The organism is Streptomyces sp. NPDC015345, from assembly GCF_043078805.1.
Classification (GTDB): domain Bacteria; phylum Actinomycetota; class Actinomycetes; order Streptomycetales; family Streptomycetaceae; genus Streptomyces.
Genome location: NZ_JBIBTX010000001.1, coordinates 408,288 through 425,758, shown reverse-complemented (window position 1 = coordinate 425,758; position 17,471 = coordinate 408,288). Strand labels below are relative to the sequence as shown.

General features: G+C 73.2%; 16 protein-coding genes and 1 riboswitch. Of the genes, 8 read left to right on the top strand and 8 right to left on the bottom strand.

Going from position 1 to position 17,471, the window contains the following annotated elements:
* Positions 1–120: 120 nt before the first annotated feature.
* Both trpD and ACF062_RS02000 read left to right on the top strand, forming a co-directional pair.
* Positions 121–1,185, top strand: coding sequence for an anthranilate phosphoribosyltransferase (gene trpD, locus ACF062_RS02005; RefSeq protein ID WP_392134452.1), 1,065 nt, complete (start codon positions 121–123; stop codon positions 1,183–1,185).
* A gap of 100 nt (positions 1,186–1,285) precedes the next feature.
* Positions 1,286–1,403: riboswitch (SAM riboswitch) on the top strand.
* Between the two features lie 189 nt (positions 1,404–1,592).
* Entirely contained in the window at positions 1,593–2,984 is a 1,392-nt protein-coding gene (locus ACF062_RS02000) for an aminotransferase class V-fold PLP-dependent enzyme (RefSeq protein WP_392134449.1), read from the top strand.
* On the opposite strand, the gene ACF062_RS01995 is transcribed toward ACF062_RS02000, so the two are convergent.
* The 7 genes from ACF062_RS01995 to ACF062_RS01965 all read right to left on the bottom strand — a co-directional run bounded on the left by ACF062_RS01995 (position 2,933) and on the right by ACF062_RS01965 (position 9,158).
* Positions 2,933–4,135, bottom strand: a complete 1,203-nt coding sequence (locus ACF062_RS01995) for a glycerate kinase (RefSeq protein WP_392134446.1) — start codon at positions 4,133–4,135, stop codon at positions 2,933–2,935. The genes ACF062_RS02000 and ACF062_RS01995 overlap by 52 nt on opposite strands.
* Before the next feature lie 17 nt (positions 4,136–4,152).
* Positions 4,153–5,565 carry an SLC13 family permease gene (locus tag ACF062_RS01990; protein WP_392134443.1) on the bottom strand — a complete coding sequence of 471 codons (1,413 nt, stop codon included), beginning with the start codon at positions 5,563–5,565 and terminating at the stop codon, positions 4,153–4,155.
* A gap of 99 nt (positions 5,566–5,664) precedes the next feature.
* On the bottom strand, positions 5,665–6,327 hold the full coding sequence (locus ACF062_RS01985) for a response regulator transcription factor (protein ID WP_223774180.1): 663 nt from the start codon (positions 6,325–6,327) through the stop codon (positions 5,665–5,667).
* Positions 6,324–7,781: a sensor histidine kinase gene (locus ACF062_RS01980; RefSeq protein ID WP_392134439.1), complete on the bottom strand. Its 1,458-nt coding sequence runs from the start codon at positions 7,779–7,781 to the stop codon at positions 6,324–6,326. Before ACF062_RS01980 ends, ACF062_RS01985 begins: the two co-directional genes overlap by 4 nt.
* Positions 7,768–8,067, bottom strand: a complete 300-nt coding sequence (locus ACF062_RS01975) for a small secreted hydrophilic protein (protein ID WP_392134436.1) — start codon at positions 8,065–8,067, stop codon at positions 7,768–7,770. Before ACF062_RS01975 ends, ACF062_RS01980 begins: the two co-directional genes overlap by 14 nt.
* A gap of 78 nt (positions 8,068–8,145) precedes the next feature.
* Positions 8,146–8,427, bottom strand: coding sequence for an Lrp/AsnC family transcriptional regulator (locus tag ACF062_RS01970; protein WP_030787022.1), 282 nt, complete (start codon positions 8,425–8,427; stop codon positions 8,146–8,148).
* A complete protein-coding gene (locus ACF062_RS01965; RefSeq protein ID WP_392134433.1) occupies positions 8,424–9,158 on the bottom strand; it encodes a rhomboid family intramembrane serine protease in 735 nt (244 codons plus the stop codon). The genes ACF062_RS01970 and ACF062_RS01965 overlap by 4 nt, the downstream gene beginning before the upstream one ends.
* A 158-nt stretch (positions 9,159–9,316) precedes the next feature.
* Here ACF062_RS01965 and ACF062_RS01960 point away from each other — a divergent pair, with 158 nt between their 5' ends.
* The 5 genes from ACF062_RS01960 (at position 9,317) to ACF062_RS01940 (ending at position 14,767) form a co-directional block, all read left to right on the top strand.
* Positions 9,317–9,556, top strand: a complete 240-nt coding sequence (locus ACF062_RS01960) for a hypothetical protein (protein WP_125512349.1) — start codon at positions 9,317–9,319, stop codon at positions 9,554–9,556.
* Between the two features lie 34 nt (positions 9,557–9,590).
* Positions 9,591–10,940, top strand: a complete 1,350-nt coding sequence (locus ACF062_RS01955; protein WP_392134430.1) for an NYN domain-containing protein — start codon at positions 9,591–9,593, stop codon at positions 10,938–10,940.
* A 269-nt stretch (positions 10,941–11,209) separates the two neighbouring features.
* A complete protein-coding gene (locus ACF062_RS01950; RefSeq protein ID WP_223774174.1) occupies positions 11,210–12,253 on the top strand; it encodes a C40 family peptidase in 1,044 nt (347 codons plus the stop codon).
* A 225-nt stretch (positions 12,254–12,478) separates the two neighbouring features.
* Positions 12,479–13,513, top strand: coding sequence for an NlpC/P60 family protein (locus ACF062_RS01945; RefSeq protein ID WP_392134427.1), 1,035 nt, complete (start codon positions 12,479–12,481; stop codon positions 13,511–13,513).
* A gap of 33 nt (positions 13,514–13,546) precedes the next feature.
* Positions 13,547–14,767 carry a hypothetical protein gene (locus ACF062_RS01940; RefSeq protein ID WP_392134424.1) on the top strand — a complete coding sequence of 407 codons (1,221 nt, stop codon included), beginning with the start codon at positions 13,547–13,549 and terminating at the stop codon, positions 14,765–14,767.
* On the opposite strand, the gene ACF062_RS01935 is transcribed toward ACF062_RS01940, so the two are convergent.
* Positions 14,724–15,953, bottom strand: a complete 1,230-nt coding sequence (locus tag ACF062_RS01935) for a glycosyltransferase 87 family protein (RefSeq protein WP_392134422.1) — start codon at positions 15,951–15,953, stop codon at positions 14,724–14,726. The two genes, ACF062_RS01940 and ACF062_RS01935, sit on opposite strands and share 44 nt — an antisense overlap.
* Before the next feature lie 128 nt (positions 15,954–16,081).
* On the opposite strand from ACF062_RS01935, the gene ACF062_RS01930 reads away from it, so the two are divergent.
* A complete protein-coding gene (locus tag ACF062_RS01930; protein ID WP_392134419.1) occupies positions 16,082–17,224 on the top strand; it encodes a glycosyltransferase family 4 protein in 1,143 nt (380 codons plus the stop codon).
* The last annotated feature ends 247 nt before the right edge of the window (positions 17,225–17,471 follow it).

Sequence of the window (17,471 nt, the reverse complement as noted above, 5' to 3'; positions counted from 1 at the left end):
GGCGAGAGCCCCGTCCAGTGCATGGACGGGGCTCTTTGCCGTCCCGGAGGCTGGATAGGGTGGACCCACCCGACGTGTCGGGCACTTTCCTCCCCTGACAGACGAACACCAGGAGCGGCCATGAGCGCTGTGACCCCCGCAGGAGGCACTACCGCGGCGGGCCGCTCCTGGCCCGACGTACTGAACGGCCTGCTCGACGGGCGGGACCAGAGCGCCGACGACACGGCCTGGGCCATGGACCGCATCATGCGCGGCGAGGCCACCGACGCGCAGATCGCCGGATTCGTCGTGGCGCTGCGGGCCAAGGGCGAGACCGTGGAGGAGATCTCCGGTCTCGTACGGGCCATGTACGAGCACGCCAACGTGATCGAGGTGCCGGGCGAGACGGTCGACATCGTCGGCACCGGCGGTGACGGCGCCAAGACCGTGAACATCTCCACGATGTCCGCGATCGTCATCGCGGGCACCGGCGCGAAGGTCGTCAAGCACGGCAACCGCGCCGCGTCCTCGGCCAGCGGGGCGTCCGACGTGCTGGAGAAGCTCGGAGTCAACCTCCAGCTCACCCCGGAGCGGGTCGTCGAGGTCGCCCAGGAGGCGGGCATCACCTTCTGCTTCGCCGTGAAGTTCCACCCCGCGCTGCGGCACGCGGGCGCCGCGCGCAGCCAGCTGGGCATCCGGACCGTCTTCAACCTCCTCGGTCCGCTCACCAACCCGGCCAGGGTGCGCGCCCAGGCGGTCGGGGTCGCCGACGCCCGGATGGCGCCCGTCGTGGCCGGCGTCTTCGCCGAGCGCGGGAACTCCTCCCTCGTCTTCCGCGGCGACGACGGGCTCGACGAGCTGACGACCACGGCCACCTCACGGGTGTGGATCGTGCGGGACGGCCAGGTGCGCGAGGAGGCCTTCGACCCCCGCGACGTCGGGATCGACCTGGTGCCCGTCGAGGCCCTGCGGGGCGCCGACGCCTCGTACAACGCCGAGATCGCCCGGCGGCTGCTCGACGGCGAGAGCGGGCCGGTGCGCGACGCCGTGCTGCTGAACTCGGCGGCGGCGCTGGTCGCCCTCGCGCCGACCGACGCGCCTCTCGCCGAGCAGATCCGCGGGGGCATGGCGCGGGCGGCCCACTCGATCGACTCCGGGGCCGCGAGGAATGCCCTGGAGCGGTGGGTGGCGGCCAGCAACCGCTGACGCTCCCGCCCATCTCCCGCTCACCCGTGTGACGCAAGGCGCAGTCCGGATTCTGGACTGCGCCTTGCGCGTCGAAGATCGTGTGGCAGGATGCTGGACAGGTCATGAGTGACAGCGACTACGGCCCCGGCCCGCTGTCCGGCAACCCTCCGTCCGTGGCGGGGTGCCCCGGGTGAAGACCAGGCCGTACGCAGCGAGGCGTATGGCAAGCGCGGACCCCTGGACATCGGTGAATGTCACAGCCCTGGGGTCCTGGTCCTCAAGGGAGCAGTCTCGTGAGCAAGCGAATGTGTTAGGGCCTCGGCGCCCCTCTTCCGCACACCTTCCTCTCTTCATCACTGCACCGCCGTACCTCCGCGTACGCGCGTCGACGCAGTGAACTCACTTGCCTCTTACGGGAGTTCGCCATGTCCGTTGCCGCTGTCCCTGCCGTTGCCGCCGACCCGTCCGTCTGTGCCCCGCTCGCCGTCCTCGGCCGGGACGTCACCGTGCCGCTGGTCACCGGCGGCGAGGTGACGTACGCCGCGCTCGACTACGCGGCGAGCGCCCCCGCGCTCCAGCGCGTCTGGGACGACGTGGCCGCCTACGCCCCGTACTACGGCAGCGTGCACCGCGGCGCCGGGTACCTCTCGCAGCTCTCCACCGACCTCTTCGAGAACTCCCGCACGACCGTCGCCGAGTTCCTCGACTGCCGCGAGGACGACCAGGTCGTCTTCACCCGCTCCACCACCGACTCGCTGAACCTCCTCGCCGCCGCCCTGCCCGCCGGTTGCGAGGTCTTCGTCTTCGAGACCGAGCACCACGCCTCGCTCCTGCCGTGGCGGAACGCCCGCGTCACCTACCTCGACGCCCCGCGCACCCCCGGCGAGGCCGTGCGGAACCTGGAGCGCGCTCTCGCCGACCGCGACCCCTATGGGCCCGCCCTGGTCTGCGTCACCGGCGCCTCCAACGTCACCGGTGAGCTGTGGCCGGTGCGGGAGCTGGCCGCAGCCGCGCACGCCCACGGGGCCCGCATCGTCCTGGACGCCGCGCAGCTCGCCCCCCACCACCCGGTCTCCGTACAGGAGTTGGACGTCGACTGGGTCGCCTTCTCCGGGCACAAGCTGTACGCGCCCTTCGGCTCGGGCGTGCTCGCGGGCCGCTCCGACTGGCTGCGGGAGGCCGAGCCCTACCTTGCGGGCGGCGGCGCCTCGCGGAAGGTGGCGCGACGCCCCAAGGAAGCGGGCGGCGGCGTGGACGTGGAGTGGCACGACACCGCGGCCCGGCACGAGGCGGGGTCGCCGAACGTCATCGGCGTCTACTCCATCGCCGCCGCCTGCAAGGCGCTCACCGAGGCCGGGTTCGACGAGCTGGTGGCCCGTGAGCAGTACCTGATCAGGAAGGTCCGCGAAGGGCTGGCCGAGGTGCCCGCCGTACGGGTGCTCTCCCTCTTCGGTGACGACGCGCCGCGCGTGGGCGTCATCTCCTTCGTCGTGGACGGCTGGAACAGCTCGCACTTCGCCGCCGCGCTCTCCGCCGAGTACGGCATCGGCGTACGCGACGGCCTCTTCTGCGCCCACCCGCTGGTGCGCACCCTGCTCGGCGGCAAGGCCGACGAGCCCGGCGAGTGCGGCGCCCCGGAGGCCGCGCCCGGCGAGAAGTCGCTGAACGCGATCCGCGTGAGCTTCGGCGCGGGCACCCCCGACGAGCACGTCGAGCGTTTCGTGCGCGCCGTCAAGGAGCTGGTGGCGGACGGCGCGCGGTGGAACTACCGCACCGAGGACGGCCGTTGCGTGCCGGACACCAGCGCCGCCGCCTGACCGGCCGGCAGCCGTGACCCCAGCAGGATCATCCGCAGGGCCCGCTCGGTCGCGTCGGTGAGGAACTCGCCGCCCCGGCCGAGCGCCTCGGTCAGCGAGACCGGGGCGGGCAGGATCGCGCTGTAGGCGTCCACGCCCAGCGCGCGCACCGAGTGCGCGCCGACGCCGATCGTGCCCGCGAGGACCAGGACCGGGCGCCCGGACCGCTTGGCGCGGCGGGCCACCTCGGCGGGGATCTTCCCGTGCCGCGTCTGGCCGTCCAGGGCCCCCTCGGCGGTGACGACCAGGTCGGCGCGGGCCAGGCGGGCGTCCAGGTCGAGCCGGCCGAGCAGCACGTCGAAGCGGGGCAGGAGCCGGGCGCCGAGCGCGGCGAGGCCGGCGCCGAGGCCGCCCGACGCGCCGGTGCCGGGCCCGCCGGAGAGGTCGGCGGTGACGCGCAGGTCGCGCGTGAGGACGTACGCCCAGTGCTCCAGGGCCGCCGCCAGCTCCTCGACCTGCCTGGGGGTGGCGCCCTTCTGGGGGCCGAAGACGCGGGCCACGCCGCGCTCGCCGCACAGGACGTTGAAGGGGTTGCAGGCCACGCGGATGTCGGTGTCCGCGAGGCGGGGGTCGAGGCCGCTCGTGTCGATGCGGCTCAGCCGGGACAACGCCCGGCCGCCGCGCGGGAGTTCGAAGCCGTCCAGGTCAAGCAGGCGGGCGCCGAGGGCCTGGAGGGCGCCCGCGCCGCCGTCCGAGGTGCCCGAGTCGCCGCAGCCGACCAGGATGCGGCGGGCGCCCACGTCGAGGGCGGCGCGGATCAGCTCGCCGACGCCGTACGTGGTGGTGGCGCCCGGGTCGCGCAGATCGCGGGGGACCAGCGAAAGCCCGGCCACGGCCGCCATCTCGACGACCGCCGTGCCGTCGGGCAGCAGCGCGAAGTGGGTGCCGATCGGCTGGCCGACCGGGCCGGTGGCGGGCAGCGCGACGAGGCGGCCGCCGTCCGCCGCGGCGAGCGCGCGGGCCGTGCCCTCGCCGCCGTCCACCAGCGGGATCAGATCGGTCTCGGCGTGCGGGACGACACGGCGTACGCCCGCCGCGATGGCCTCGGCGGCGGCGGGCGCGGACAGGGACTCCTTGAAGCCGCTGGGGGCGATGGCGAAACGGGTCAGCATGAGGTCTCCTCGATGGTTCAGCGGACGGGGACGCCGAGCAGCGGCCAGAGCGTCACGGCGCAGAGCAGGACGAGCGCGGCGGTCAGCGGCGCCAGGACCGCGGAGAGGCGCAGCAGGTCGCGCGGGGTGTAGGTGGGGGTGCCGGGGATGTCGGCGAAGAGCGTGACCGGCTTGGCGGAGGCGGGCAGCGTGTGACAGAAACCCGCGGCCGCCGTGGAGGCGAGGGCGGCGGCGACCGGGTTGACGCCCGCGCCGACGGCCGCCGCGACGACCAGCGGGACCAGGACCGAGGAGCGTGCCGAGCGGGACTGGAGGACCAGGTGCGCGGCCGTGCTGACCGTCACGACGGCGGCGAGGAACAGCCACGGCGGCAGATCCAGCGGCAACCCGCCGACCAGCCACTTCGCCGCCCCGGAGTCGGCGAGCGCGACGCCCATCGCCATCGTGGCCGCCATGAAGAGCAGCAGCGACCAGGGCACGGTCTTCAGGGCGTCCTTGAGTCGTACGGTGCCAAGGGCGGGGGAGGCCGCCACGACCGCGCCGATCAACGCCACGACGGCGGGCGGAACTTGGTGCAGCGGCTCGCTGCACCACAGGGCGACGACCGTGGCGAGCAGCAGGGCGCAGCGCGTCTCGGCGGGCTCCCAGGGGCCGGTCACCGGCTGCTCGCTGTGCTCCTGGAGCTGGTCGAGGGTGATGTGGACCGGGCCCTTGCGGTCGGCGCGCCGGGTGGTCGTCAACAGCACGGCCTCGGCGGCCAGGTGGGAGGAGGCGACGGCGAGCGGCAGCCCGAGCAGCAGCCACTGCGTGAAGCCGATCCGTTCACCGGTCGCCTCCCACAGCACCGACACCGTGATCAGATGCGCGCCCGCGCCGATCAGGGTCGCCACCGCGGAGAGCAGGATGACGGTCGGGAAGAGCAGCGCCAGCATCACCACGAGCCGCCCGCGCTCGGCGAGGACCTTGGCGAGGGCGAGGAAGACGGGCAGCGCGAGCGCGGCGCGCCCCGAGGTGGCCGGCACCGCGAAGGCCGTCACGACCAGGGCGGCTGTCGTCAGATGGGTCAGCTGCCGTACGCTGCGCGCCCCGCTGACGAGGAACGCCGCGGCCCGCCCGGCGAGGCCGGTGCGCGCGACGGCGGCGGCGAGCACGAAGGCGCAGATCAGCAGCCACACCGTCTCGTCGCCGAGGGTGCCGAAGAGGGTGTCGCTGCTGATCACGCCGGTCGCGGTGAGGGCGAGTCCCGCGCCGAGCGCGATGTACGTGTCGTCGATCGGCGTGCTGATCCAGGCGCAGGTCGCGAGCGCGAAGACGGCCAGCGTGAGGCGGGCGTCGCCGCTCAGCCCCGGGAAGTTGCCGGGCACGAGCAGCAGCGCGCAGAGGCTGAGGGCCGCGCAGAGGGTCACGGCTTGGCGCGGGTGCAAGGTCACGCCGTTCAGCGTGGTGCGCCGCCGTGAGCCCTCGATGAGCCGCTGATGAAGGAAACTTCACCGGCCGTCAGGTCACAGGCGTGCGGCGTGCCCGGGGGGTCAGGCCGGGAGCCGGTACCCCATCCCGCGCACCGTCTCCACCCGCTGCGGGCCGAGCTTCTTGCGCAGCGCGCGGACGTACACGTCCACGATGTTGGAGCCGGGGTCGAAGTCGTAGCCCCACACGTGGGAGAGGATCTGCTCCCGCGAGAGCACCTGTCCGGGGTGGCGCAGGAACAGTTCGAGCAGCACGAATTCACGGGCCGTCAGGTCCACCGTCCGCTGGTCCGCGCGCGCCCTGCGCGTGCGCAGGTCCAGGCTCAGCCCGCCGCTGCGCAACACCGTCACCTCGGGCGCCCGGGCCGCCGTGCGCAGCCGCAGCCGGACCCGCGCGAGCAGCTCCTCGAAGCGGAAGGGCTTGGTCATCCAGTCGTCGGCGCCGCCCTCCAGGCCTGCCACGGTGTCCCGCACCGAGTCGCGCGCCGTCAGCACGATGACGGGGGTGCTCACCCGGGCCTCGCGCAGCTCCCGCAGGACCGTGAAGCCGTCCTTGCCGGGCAGTCCGATGTCCAGGACGATCAGGTCGAAGCCGCCGGTCAGGGCGTAGTCGTGGGCGCTCTCGCCGTCGCCGACCACGGTCGTCGTGAAGCCGCCCGCGCGCAGGCCCTTCTCCACGAAGGAGGCGATGCGCTCCTCGTCCTCGACGATCAGAATGCGGTTCACGGGTGGGCCGCCCCTTCCGGCTGTGGCTGTACGAGTACGAAGGTGGCGCCGCCGCCGTCCGTAGGGCGCAGTTCGACGCGCCCTCCGTGGCTCTCGGCGATGGCTTTCACGATGGCGAGGCCGAGCCCCGCCCCGGTGGCCCGGGCGCCGCGCCGCGCGGTGCCGCGGCGGAACCGCTCGAAGATGACCTCGGCGTCCTGCGGCTGCACCCCGGGCCCGCTGTCGGCCACGTACAGCTCGATGTGTCCCTCGCGCAACCGCGACCCTATGCTGACGCGCTGGCCGGGGACGGTGTGCTGGACGGCGTTCTGGGCCAGCTGCACCATCGCCTGGGTGATGCGCTGGGCGTCGAGGTCGGCCTCGGTGTCGGCGACCTCGGCGAGGTGCCAGTCGCGCTCGCCGAGCGCCCGGGCCTTGACGAAGACGTCCGCCGTCAGCTCGGTGAGCTGGACCGGCTCCGGGGCGACGAAGTCGGGGCGCTCGGCCTTGGCGAGCAACAGCAGGTCCTCGACGATGCGACTCATCCGGTCCAGCTCCTCGGTGACGATGCGGACCGTCTCCTCGCGCTCGGCGGCGTTGTCGGTGGCGGTGTCCATCAGTTCGAGGTGGCCGCGGACGATGGTGATGGGTGTGCGCAGTTCGTGCCCGGCGTCGTCGACGAACTCGCGCTGCGCGGCGAAGGCACGCTCCAGGCGGTCCAGCATGCCGTTGAAGGTCTCGGCGAGGGCCGCGATGTCGTCCCGCCCCTGCACCGGGATGCGCTGGGTGAGGTCCTGCTCGGTGAGGTGCGCCGCGGTCGTGCGCACCAGCCGTACCGGCTTGAGGATGCGGCCCGCGACCGCCCAGCCGATGCCGGTCGTCATCAGCAGCGCTACACCGGAGATGGCGAGCAGCATGGTGAACACGTCACCGGCCTTGGCCCGCTCACGGGCGGGGTGGAAGGCGACGACGAACGCCGCCTCCGGATGCGTCGCGCTCGCCTTGACCACCACCTTGGCCCAGCGGACCTCGCCCTCGGGCCGGTGCAGCGTGCCCGTGGCGTCGGGGGAGTCGAAGACGGCCGTCAGCGACGCGGGGTCCTCGGCGAGCGGGTGGTCGATCCGAGGCTCGCGTGACTGCTCCTTCTTGGCGGGCGCCGCACCCTCCCGGCCGATCAGTCCGAGGAGCTCCTCGTCGGGGTCGGCGTACTGCCGGGAGAGGAAGAGCCGCAGGAGCGGGTCGGCGTCGGTGAACTTCTCGCCGGTGTGCGGGTCGACACCTTCGTGTACGAAGTTCGTGAACTCCCCGGTCTCCTGCGCGAGGAGGCGGTCGATCCGGTGGTCGACGTCGCGCAGCAGCACCGAACGCGTGGTGGCCGCGACGGCGGCGAGCGCCACGGCCATCACCACGAGCAGCCACAGCAGGATGCGGACGCGGGCGGAGATCCAGCGGCGCGGCGGTTCAGCCGTCGTCACCGGGACCGTCGTCGTTGCCCTGGTCGTCGGTGTCGGTGTCGGCGGCGTCGTCGGTGTCGTCATCGCCCGTGGAATTCTCGCTGACCGGCGGCGGGGAGACCTTCTCGTCGCTGGGGGTGGGCCGGGGGCTGCCGGGCGTCGCGGACGGCGAGCGGCTCTCCAGCTCCACCTTGGGCGGGGCCTTCGGCGGTTCGGGGCTGTCGGTCAGGGCGTAGCTGGTCGCGGCGATGCCGAGCGGGATCGCCACGACGGCGGCCAGGGCGGCCATGCGGTGGGAGAAGACCATGGGAGCGAGGGTGGACGGCGTACCCCGTCATCCGGATGAGCCGCGGATGAGGAAACCTTCATGGAGCCGCGGGGCGTGTCACGAGTCGAGGCCGATCGCGAACGCCGCCTCCAGGTCGTGCTGCGAGTACGTGCGGAACGCCACGTGCGTGTCCGTCGCCTCCACGCCGGGGATCTTGCTGATCTTCCCGGGGATGACGTCCGCGAGGTCGTCGTGGCGCGGCACCCGCACCATCGCGATCAGGTCGTACGTGCCCGTCACGGAGAAGACCTCGCTGACGGAGTCGAGCGCGGCGATCGACTCGGCGATCTCCGGGATCCGGTCCACGCTGGTCTTGATGAGCACGATCGCGGTGATCACGGCTGGCTGTCTCCCTCGGTGGCCGGTACTGCTGCGCCTTTCACTTTAACCTTCCTTACACACCATCCCCAGGCGTACAGGAACCCCAGCGAGAACCCCACCAGGTGCGCCAGATACGCCACCCCCGTCCCCTTGCCGCCCTGCCCCGCCGCGAGCCACTGGAGCGCCACCCAGAACGGCAGCACCACCCACGCGGGAAACCGCAGCGGCAGGAAGAAGAGGAACGGGAAGAGGCTGGTGACGCGGGCCTTGGGGAAGAGATAGAGGAAGGCGCCGAGGACGGCGGAGATCGCCCCGGAGGCACCGACGAGCGTCTGGCCGGAGTCCGCGTGCGCCGCCGCGTAGGCGAGCAGGGCCAGATAGCCGCAGGCGACGTAGAAGAGCGCGTAGTGGAGGTGCCCCATGCGTTCCTCGACCATGGCCCCGAAGACGTACAGGAACAGCAGGTTCCCGAGCAGATGCACCCAGCTGCCGTGCACGAACAGCGCGGTGAACGGGCCGAGGGCGGCGCGCGGGACGCCGCTGAACAGCTCGGTGGGCACCACGCCCCAGCGCTCGAAGTAGGTCTGCTGCGCGGTGAGCAGCTGATCGCCGGTGCCGTAGGAGGGGTTGAGCCCGGACACCGGGGAGATCACGAAGACCAGGCAGCAGACGGCGATCAGTCCGTACGTCACCGGGGCCGACAGCCCCCTCCGCAGCCGGTCCGTGTGCGTACCCTTTGCGTTGATCATGGACAGAGCATGACGTAACGGGCGCTACCCGCATGGACCGCCATGCCGCGACGGAGCCCGCCGCATCGCGACCCTTACAGGCCTTAGGGTTACGGGCGATACGCACCACGGAAGAACCGCCGAAGCACCACGGTCACCGAAGAAAGCGAACAGCCACGATGACGGTCCCCCTGCCGACGGACACCACCCGGTGGCGCTGCACGCTGTGCGGCAATCTCACGCGTTTCGACGTGACCCGCACGTCGAAGGTCGTCGAGTATGTCCATCTCGACCTGGCCGGTGAGTCGAACGTCGAGGAACGCGAGGTGGTCAGTGAGACCATCGAGTCGGTGCGCTGCCGCTGGTGCAACGCGGTGGACCAGGTGGAACTCGTGGACAGGCCGGGCACCGGCTCCTGAGGGAGCGGGGCCCGCACAGCTAGTGGGGTGACGGATGGTGGAGAGCGCAGGCGGGGAGCCGGACGACGGCACCGCTGAGGTGCTCGACCGTCCGCTGCCCGACGGGGTACGCCGACGGGTCGTCCGGCTCGTCTCGGACGGCTTCGGCGGCCTGACCCCGGCCGAGCTGCCCGCCCAGCTGCGGCAGTACGCCCGCTTCACGCCCACCCGGCGCGCGAAGTTCGCGGGCAACGCCATGGCCGCGGCGCTGGAGGGCGACACCCTCTTCCGCCAGCGCATCGGCGAACGCCTCCGCGAGGCACAGCCCGAGCTGGCCGGCGCGCTGGACGCGGGCTCCCCGCCGCCGGCCGCCGACCCCCTGGACGTGGCGGCCGCGGCCTATGTGCTGCGCCCGGCGGGCTGGGTGAAGCTGGTGACCGCCGCGGGCGAGGAGGCCCAGCGGGCCGTCGCCGAGCGCGTCGACGACGAGACCAGGGCCGAGCTGGAGCGGCTGCGCGAGGAGCTGGCGGCGGCCCGGGCCCAGACCAGGGCGGAGACCGAGCGGCTGCGCACGGAGCTCGAAGCGGCACGCCGGGAAGCCGAATCGGTGCATCGCAAACTGCGCGGGGCGCTCAGCGACGTCAAGCGCGGTGAGGCGGCGCTGCGCAAGGCGACCGCCGAGACCGAGGCCGTCCGCACCGAGGGGCAGGCCCAGGTGTCCGCCGCCGAGAGCGAGACGCGGCGGCTCAAGGCCCGCCTCAGTGAGACCGAGGCCGCGCTGGAGGCCAGCCGCAGGGCGGCGCGCGAGGGACGCAGCGTCGAGGACATGCGGGTGCGGCTGCTGCTCGACACGGTCCTGGAGGCGACCCAGGGGCTGCGGCGCGAACTGGCCCTGCCGCCCGTCTCCGTACGGCCCGCGGAGACCGTCGACGCCGTGGAGCCCGGCCGGATGTCGCCGAAGGACATCGCCGCCCGCGCGCTGTCCGAGAACGACCCGGCCATCCTGGACCAGCTGCTCGCCCTGCCGCAGGCGCATCTGGTCGTCGACGGCTACAACGTCACCAAGACCGGCTATCCGACCATGCCGCTGGAGAAGCAGCGGCTGCGGCTGCTCGGCTCGCTCTCGCAGCTCGCCCTCCAGTCGGGCGCCGAGGTCACCTGCGTCTTCGACGGGGCGGAACTGGCCGCCCCGGTGCTGCTCGCGCCGCCGCGCGGGGTGCGGGTGCTCTTCTCCAAGCCGGGCGTGACCGCCGATGAGTTGATCCGTCAGCTGGTGCGCGCGGAGCCGCCGGGCCGGCCCGTGGTCGTCGTGTCGACCGACCGCGAGGTGGCCGACGGGATCGCCAAGGCGGGGGCGCGGCCGGTGGCTTCGGCAGTGCTCCTGAAGAGGCTTTCGCGCGGCTAAAGGGGTGCACGGCAACTCCTGTGCCCTATGCCCGAATTGGGGGCTTCCGTGCGCGACGTAGCGTCAGAAGGTCATCACGGGCTGTGCGGTATCGGTAAAGAATGTTTCCCGCGACCGATTTTTTGATGGTGTGATTTGAACTGATCACAAGGAGGTCACTAGGGTCAGCCCTCGAACCCCCGCTCGGTTGATCACCCATCCGGGGTGGCGGCGGTGGTACCCGCCCGCCGCGTCTCGGCAGGCGGCAGGAGGAAGAAGGAGCCGCCCGCGTGGCGTCCCACCGTCGACCCAAGCAGCCGAGCCGCACCCGCGTGACCGTGCTCACCGCGACCGCCGCCGCTGCCGTTGCCCTCACCTCGCAGGGCGCCGCCCAGGCCGCGCCGAAGCCGAGCAAGGACGAGGTCAAGTCCAAGGTCGACAAGCTCTACGAGGACGCGGAGCGCGCCACCGACAAGTACAACGGCGCCAAGGAGAAGCAGGAGAAGCTGGAGAAGCAGATCGGCGATCTCCAGGACAAGGTCGCCGAGGGCCAGGAGGACCTCAACGACCTGCGCGACGGCCTCGGTTCGATGGCCAGCGCCCAGTACCGCTCCGGCGGCATCGACCCCTCCCTCCAGCTCTTCCTCTCCTCCGACCCGGACGACTACCTCGACAAGGCGTCCACCCTGGACCAGTTGAGCAGCCAGCAGGTCGACTCGCTCAAGAAGATCCAGAAGAAGCAGCGGGACCTCGCGCAGCAGCGCAAGGAGGCCGCGGGCAAGCTGGACGACCTCGCGGACACCCGTGAGGAGCTCGGCAAGAAGAAGCGCGAGGTCCAGGGCAAGCTCGGCGAGGCGCAGAAGCTCCTCAACACCCTGACGGCCAAGGAGAAGTCGGACCTCGCCGCCAAGGAGAAGCAGCGCGCCAGCCGCGCCGCCGACCGCGCCGACAAGCCCGCGGACCTCGGCGACGAGGCCCCCGCCTCCAGCCGCGGCGCCGCCGCCCTGAACGCCGCGGCCACCCAGCTCGGCAAGCCGTACGTCTCCGGCGGCACCGGCCCCAACTCCTACGACTGCTCCGGGCTGACCCAGTGGGCGTACGCCCAGGCCGATGTCTCCATCACCCGGACCACGTACACGCAGCAGAACGACGGCACCCGGATCGGCCGCGGCGAGCTGAAACCCGGCGACCTGGTGTTCTTCAACAACCTCGCGCACGTCGGCCTCTACGCGGGCAACGGCCAGGTGCTGCACGCTCCCAAGCCCGGCGCCGTGGTGCGCTACGAGGCCATGGAGTACCTGGGCGACTTCCAGTTCGGCGTCCGCGTCGCCTGATCACCCCCGTCGACACGGGCTGACACGGGCCGACACCGCCCGAACGGGCGAATTCCGGCAACTCCCGCTGACCCCGCGCCCCGCTGATGACCTGCGTCTGAGGCGGGGCGCGGGGCTGTCCGCACCCATCCGGGTCGTTGGCCCCTCCCTGGCCGCACGGCTACTGTCGGCGCGCATTCCCCCGGACGACCGGGGGTCCGTCAGCGGAAGGGAGACCGGCCACCCGTGGGGTTCCATCGCCGTCCCGCACAGCCCGGCATCGACCGGAGCACGCGCGTCACCGTCCTCTCGGCGGCAGCGGTCACCGCGGCCGCCGCCCTCGGCGCCACACCCGTCGGTGCCGCGCCGCAGGACAAGCCGTCCGAGGTCCGGGCCGAGGTGGACCGGCTGTACGCACAGGCCGAGAAGGCGACCGAGGCGTTCAACGAGGCCGACGAGCGCACCGACCGGCTGCGCGCCCAGGTCGAGCGGGCCCGGGACAGCGTCGCGCGGGGCCAGGAGCGGATCAACCGGATGCGCGGCGCGCTCGGCGCGCTCGCGGGAGCGCAGTACCGCGAGGGTGGCATCGACCCCGCGCTCCAGCTGATGCTCTCCTCCGACCCGGACGGCTACCTCGACAAGGCCACCACCCTGGACCGGGTCAGCGCCCGGCACGCGGGGCAGCTCGTCGATCTGCGGCGGGCGCAGCGCGGTCTCGCGCAACAGCGCGCCGAGGCCGGGCGGAAGCTCGCCGAGCTGGAGAAGAGCCGCACCCTCGTCGCCCGCCACAAGCGCGCCGTCGAGCACAAGCTGGCGCAGGCCCGCCGACTGCTCAACTCGCTGCCGAGCAAGGAGCGCAAGGAGTACGAGAGGTCCTCGCGCACCGGGTCGCGCCCCGAGCCGCCGGACGTCAAGGGCGCGGCGGCCCCCTCCTCCTCGCGGGCCGCGGCCGCCATCGCCGCCGCCCGCTCCGCCGTCGGCCGCCCCTACGTGTGGGGCGCCAACGGCCCCTCCGGCTTCGACTGTTCGGGCCTCACCCAGTGGTCGTACGCCCAGGCCGGGGTCGGCCTGCCGCGCACCTCGCAGGCCCAGCGGTACGCCGGACGGCAGGTGTCGCTGGCCGAGGCACAGCCCGGCGACCTCGTCACCTACCGCGACGACGCCAGCCACATCGGCATGTATATGGGCAACGGCCAGGTGGTGCACGCCCCCTACCCCGGGGCGCGGGTCCGCTACGACCCCGTCGGCATGATGCCGGTCTCGTCCGTGACACGGGTCTGACCGGCGCCGCCGCCGCCCCGTACGATCGGGAAGGTGGCTGGTCACAGGCGTGGGTCGGGGGCGGGGGCGCTGTGCTCGGCGCTCTGCCTCGCCGCGCTCACCATGCTTGTCGGCTGCGGCGCCGACCCCGTCCCGGACACCGCCGCGGGCGACGTGCGCAGGCTCCTGGACCGCCGGGCGCACGCCGTCCTCGCCGGGGACGAGAAGGCGTACGAGAGGACCGAGCGCCCGGCGCGCGGCGCGGCCGGTTCACCGGACCTCTTCGCGAACGTCCGCGCGATCCCGCTGGACACCTGGGAGTACCGCCTCTCCCGCCTGGAGCGCTCCGGATCGCGGGCCACGGCGAGTGCCGAACTCCGCTACCGCGTCGAGGGCCACGACCGCGCCCCGCTGACCGCCGAGCGCACGCTCTTTCTGGAGCGGCACGACGGGCAGTGGTACGTCACCTCCGAGCGGCCCGCGAGGAAGGCGGGCGAACAGCTGTGGGACCAGGGCAGGGTGCGGGCGGTGCGGGGCGCGGACAGCCTCGTCCTCGGCGTCGGGCGGAGCGCCGGGGAGCTGCGCGCCTACCGCCGGCTCGCCGACCGCGCGGTGCCCGCGGTGAGCGACGCCTGGCCGGGGAAGTGGCCGCGGAAGGTCGTCGTCCTCGTACCGCGCTCCCTGAAAGGCATGGCGGGCCTCCTCGGGGCGCCCGCCTCCGGGTACCGGGGGATAGCGGCGGTCACCACGGGGGAGGCGGGCGGTTCGGGGCGGGCCCCCGCCGACCGGATCATCGTCAACCCTGAGGCGTACGGAATCCTCGGGGACCTCGGCAAGCAGGTCGTGCTGACCCACGAGACGACCCACGTGGCGACCCGCACAAGCACATCCCCGGCCACCCCGCTCTGGCTCTCCGAGGGCTTCGCGGACTGGGTGGGCTACCGCGGCACCGGGCGCACGGCGGCCCAGGCCGCGCCCGAACTGCGGCGCGCGGTGCGGGACGGAGAGCTGCCCGGCGATCTGCCGGGCGACGACGAGTTCGGCTTCGGGGAGGACGCCGGTCGGCTCGCGCGGGCGTACGAAGGCGCCTGGCTGGCCTGCCGGATGATCGGGGACCGGTGGGGCGAGCGCAAGCTGACGGACTTCTACCGGGCCGTCGGCGGCCACGGGAAGCGGGCGGGCGCGGTCGAGGACGCGCTGCGGGACGTCCTGCGCACGACGCCGGAGGAGTTCACGGCGCGCTGGCGCACGTATCTGCGCTCGGAGCTCGGCTGACCGGCGCCTGCGCGGGTCCTTGCTCGTGCACGGCCACCGTCTGCCGCCACAGGGCGCGGCACGCCAGCAGGGCCGCCGCGACCAGCAGGCCGTTGCGTACCAGCAGCAGGGCCACGCCCAGCGGATCGCCGACCACCACGTGCGAGAACCACACCGGGAACTCCAGGAACGTCACGAACGTGGCGGCGAGGACCAGCCGGGCCGGCACCTCCATGCGGCTCGCGCGGAAGGCCAGGCAGACGGCGGCGGCTCCGACCAGCCACAGCATGTACTGCGGGCTGATCACGCGGCTCGTCGCGGTGAAGAGCAGCACCGCCGCGAAGGCCGCGTCCGCGAGGGTGCTCGCCGCCCAGGTCCGCGCCCGCAGCCGCCACGCCAGGAGCCAGCACAGGGCCGCCGCCGAGAGGAGCTGCGCCGCCGTGCTCACCAGCGGCACGTACGGGCCGAGGAATTCCACCGAGCCGTAGTTGAGCCGGACGTCGCCGCGCCAGCCGAGGTGCCGCCCGACGTGGAAGACCAGGGCGCCGAGGGACTCCACCTCCGTGCCCCGGTCGCGCTGGAAGGCGAGGAACGCGAGCGCGCCGGGCATCGCCACGAGGAACGCCAGCGTGACACCGAGCGCCGTGCCCGCGGCCGTGGTCCAGGACCGCCGCGTCGCCCGCCCGCGCGGGACGCCGGCCAGCAGCAGCACCGGCCACACCTTCAGCAGCGCCCCGAACCCGGCGAGCGCTCCCATGGCCCGCGGATGCCGGGCCCCCGCGAGCAGCGCGGCGACCGCGACGGCCGTCACCATCACGTCGTAGCGGGCGTACACGGTCGGACCGAGCAGCGGCACGCCCACGACCCACACGCACAGGCCCCGATGGGACTTGCCGGGCCGTCGACCCGCGTACAGGAGCAGCCCGCAGACCACCGCGTCGGCGAGGAGGGCGAGGACGAAGAAGGCCGAGGCGTAGTCGAGGAAGGGCAGGAGGGCGGGGGAGAGGACCGCGAGGGCGGCGGCCGGCGGGTACTGCCAGGTGACGTCGTCGAGCGGGAAGGTGCCGGTGCGCAGGATCTCGTACCAGCCCTGGTAGATGACGGTGACGTCGCTGGTGACGTCCGGGCCCGGGGCGGTCAGCACATGGAAGACGCAGAGCAGCAGGAGGGCCCTGGTGAGGACCCAGACCGTCAGGATGCGCGCCATGCGTACCTCGCCCCCATTTCGCATGCTTCACCGTGATTCGGGGAGCCATGATGCCGGGCGCGCCGGACCGAGGCGAAGAGGCTGGGCCATTCGGTGGCCCCGGGCCGCTTTCGGTACTGTCGGGCCCGATGCACAAGACCCTGATCGTCACGAACGACTTCCCGCCCAGGCCCGGTGGCATCCAGGCGTTCCTGCACAACATGGCGCTGCGCCTGGACCCCGAGCAGCTCGTCGTCTACGCCTCCACCTGGAAGCGCGGCCGGGAGGGTGCCGAGGCCACCGCGGCCTTCGACGCCGAACAGCCCTTCGAGGTCGTACGCGACCCCACGACGATGCTGCTGCCGACCCCGCGCGTCACCCGCCGCGCGGTCTCGCTCCTGCGCGAACACGGGTGTACGTCGGTGTGGTTCGGGGCGGCGGCCCCGCTCGGGCTCATGGCGCCCGCGCTGCGCAAGGCGGGGGCGACGCGGCTCGTCGCCACCACGCACGGCCATGAGGCGGGGTGGGCCCAGCTGCCCGCCTCGCGCCAACTGCTGCGCAGGATCGGCGAGTCGACGGACACGATCACCTACCTCGGCGAGTACACGCGTTCGCGGATCGCCGCCGCGCTGACGCCCGCGGCGGCCGGGCGGATGGTGCAACTGCCGCCCGGCGTGGACGAGAAGACGTTCCATCCGGGGTCCGGCGGCGACGCGGTGCGGGCGCGGCTCGGCCTGACCGACCGGCCCGTGGTGGTCTGCGTCTCCCGTCTTGTGCCGCGCAAGGGGCAGGACACGCTGATCCGCGCCATGCCGGCGATTCTGGCGCGGGAGCCGGAGGCGGTGCTGCTGGTGGTGGGTGGCGGGCCCTACGAGAGTGACCTGCGCAAGCTGGCCGCCGAGACCGGTGTCGCGGAGTCCGTCCGCTTCACGGGGGCGGTGCCGTGGGAGGAGCTGCCCGCCCATTACGGCGCCGGTGACGTCTTCGCCATGCCGTGCCGGACGCGGCGCGGGGGGCTGGACGTGGAGGGCCTCGGCATCGTCTACCTGGAGGCGTCCGCCACGGGGCTGCCGGTGGTCGCCGGCGATTCCGGCGGGGCGCCGGACGCCGTCCTCGACGGTGAGACGGGGTGGGTCGTGCGGGGCGGTGTGCCTCAGGAGGCGGCGGAGCGGATCGTCACGCTGCTGGGGGACGCGGAGCTGCGGGCGCGGATGGGGGAGCGGGGGCGGGCGTGGGTGGAGGAGAAGTGGCGCTGGGACCTGCTGGCCGAGCGCTTGCGGGAGCTTTTGTAGCGCCTGGCGCCTACGGCACTGCCGCGGGGCCCTGTCGGGCGACTGCGGGCCGCCATGGGCTGGTCGCGCAGTTCCCCGCGCCCCTGGGGGGGCAGGGGGCGTCGGGTGTCTGCGGGTCGCCGTGGGCTGGTCGCGCAGTTCCCCGCGCCCCTGAGGCAGGGGCTGCGCCCCGCCTCCCCAGGAAAGCGGGCGAAGCCCGCCTTTCAGGGGCGCGGGGAACTGCGCGAGCAACCACGTACAGCCGAGA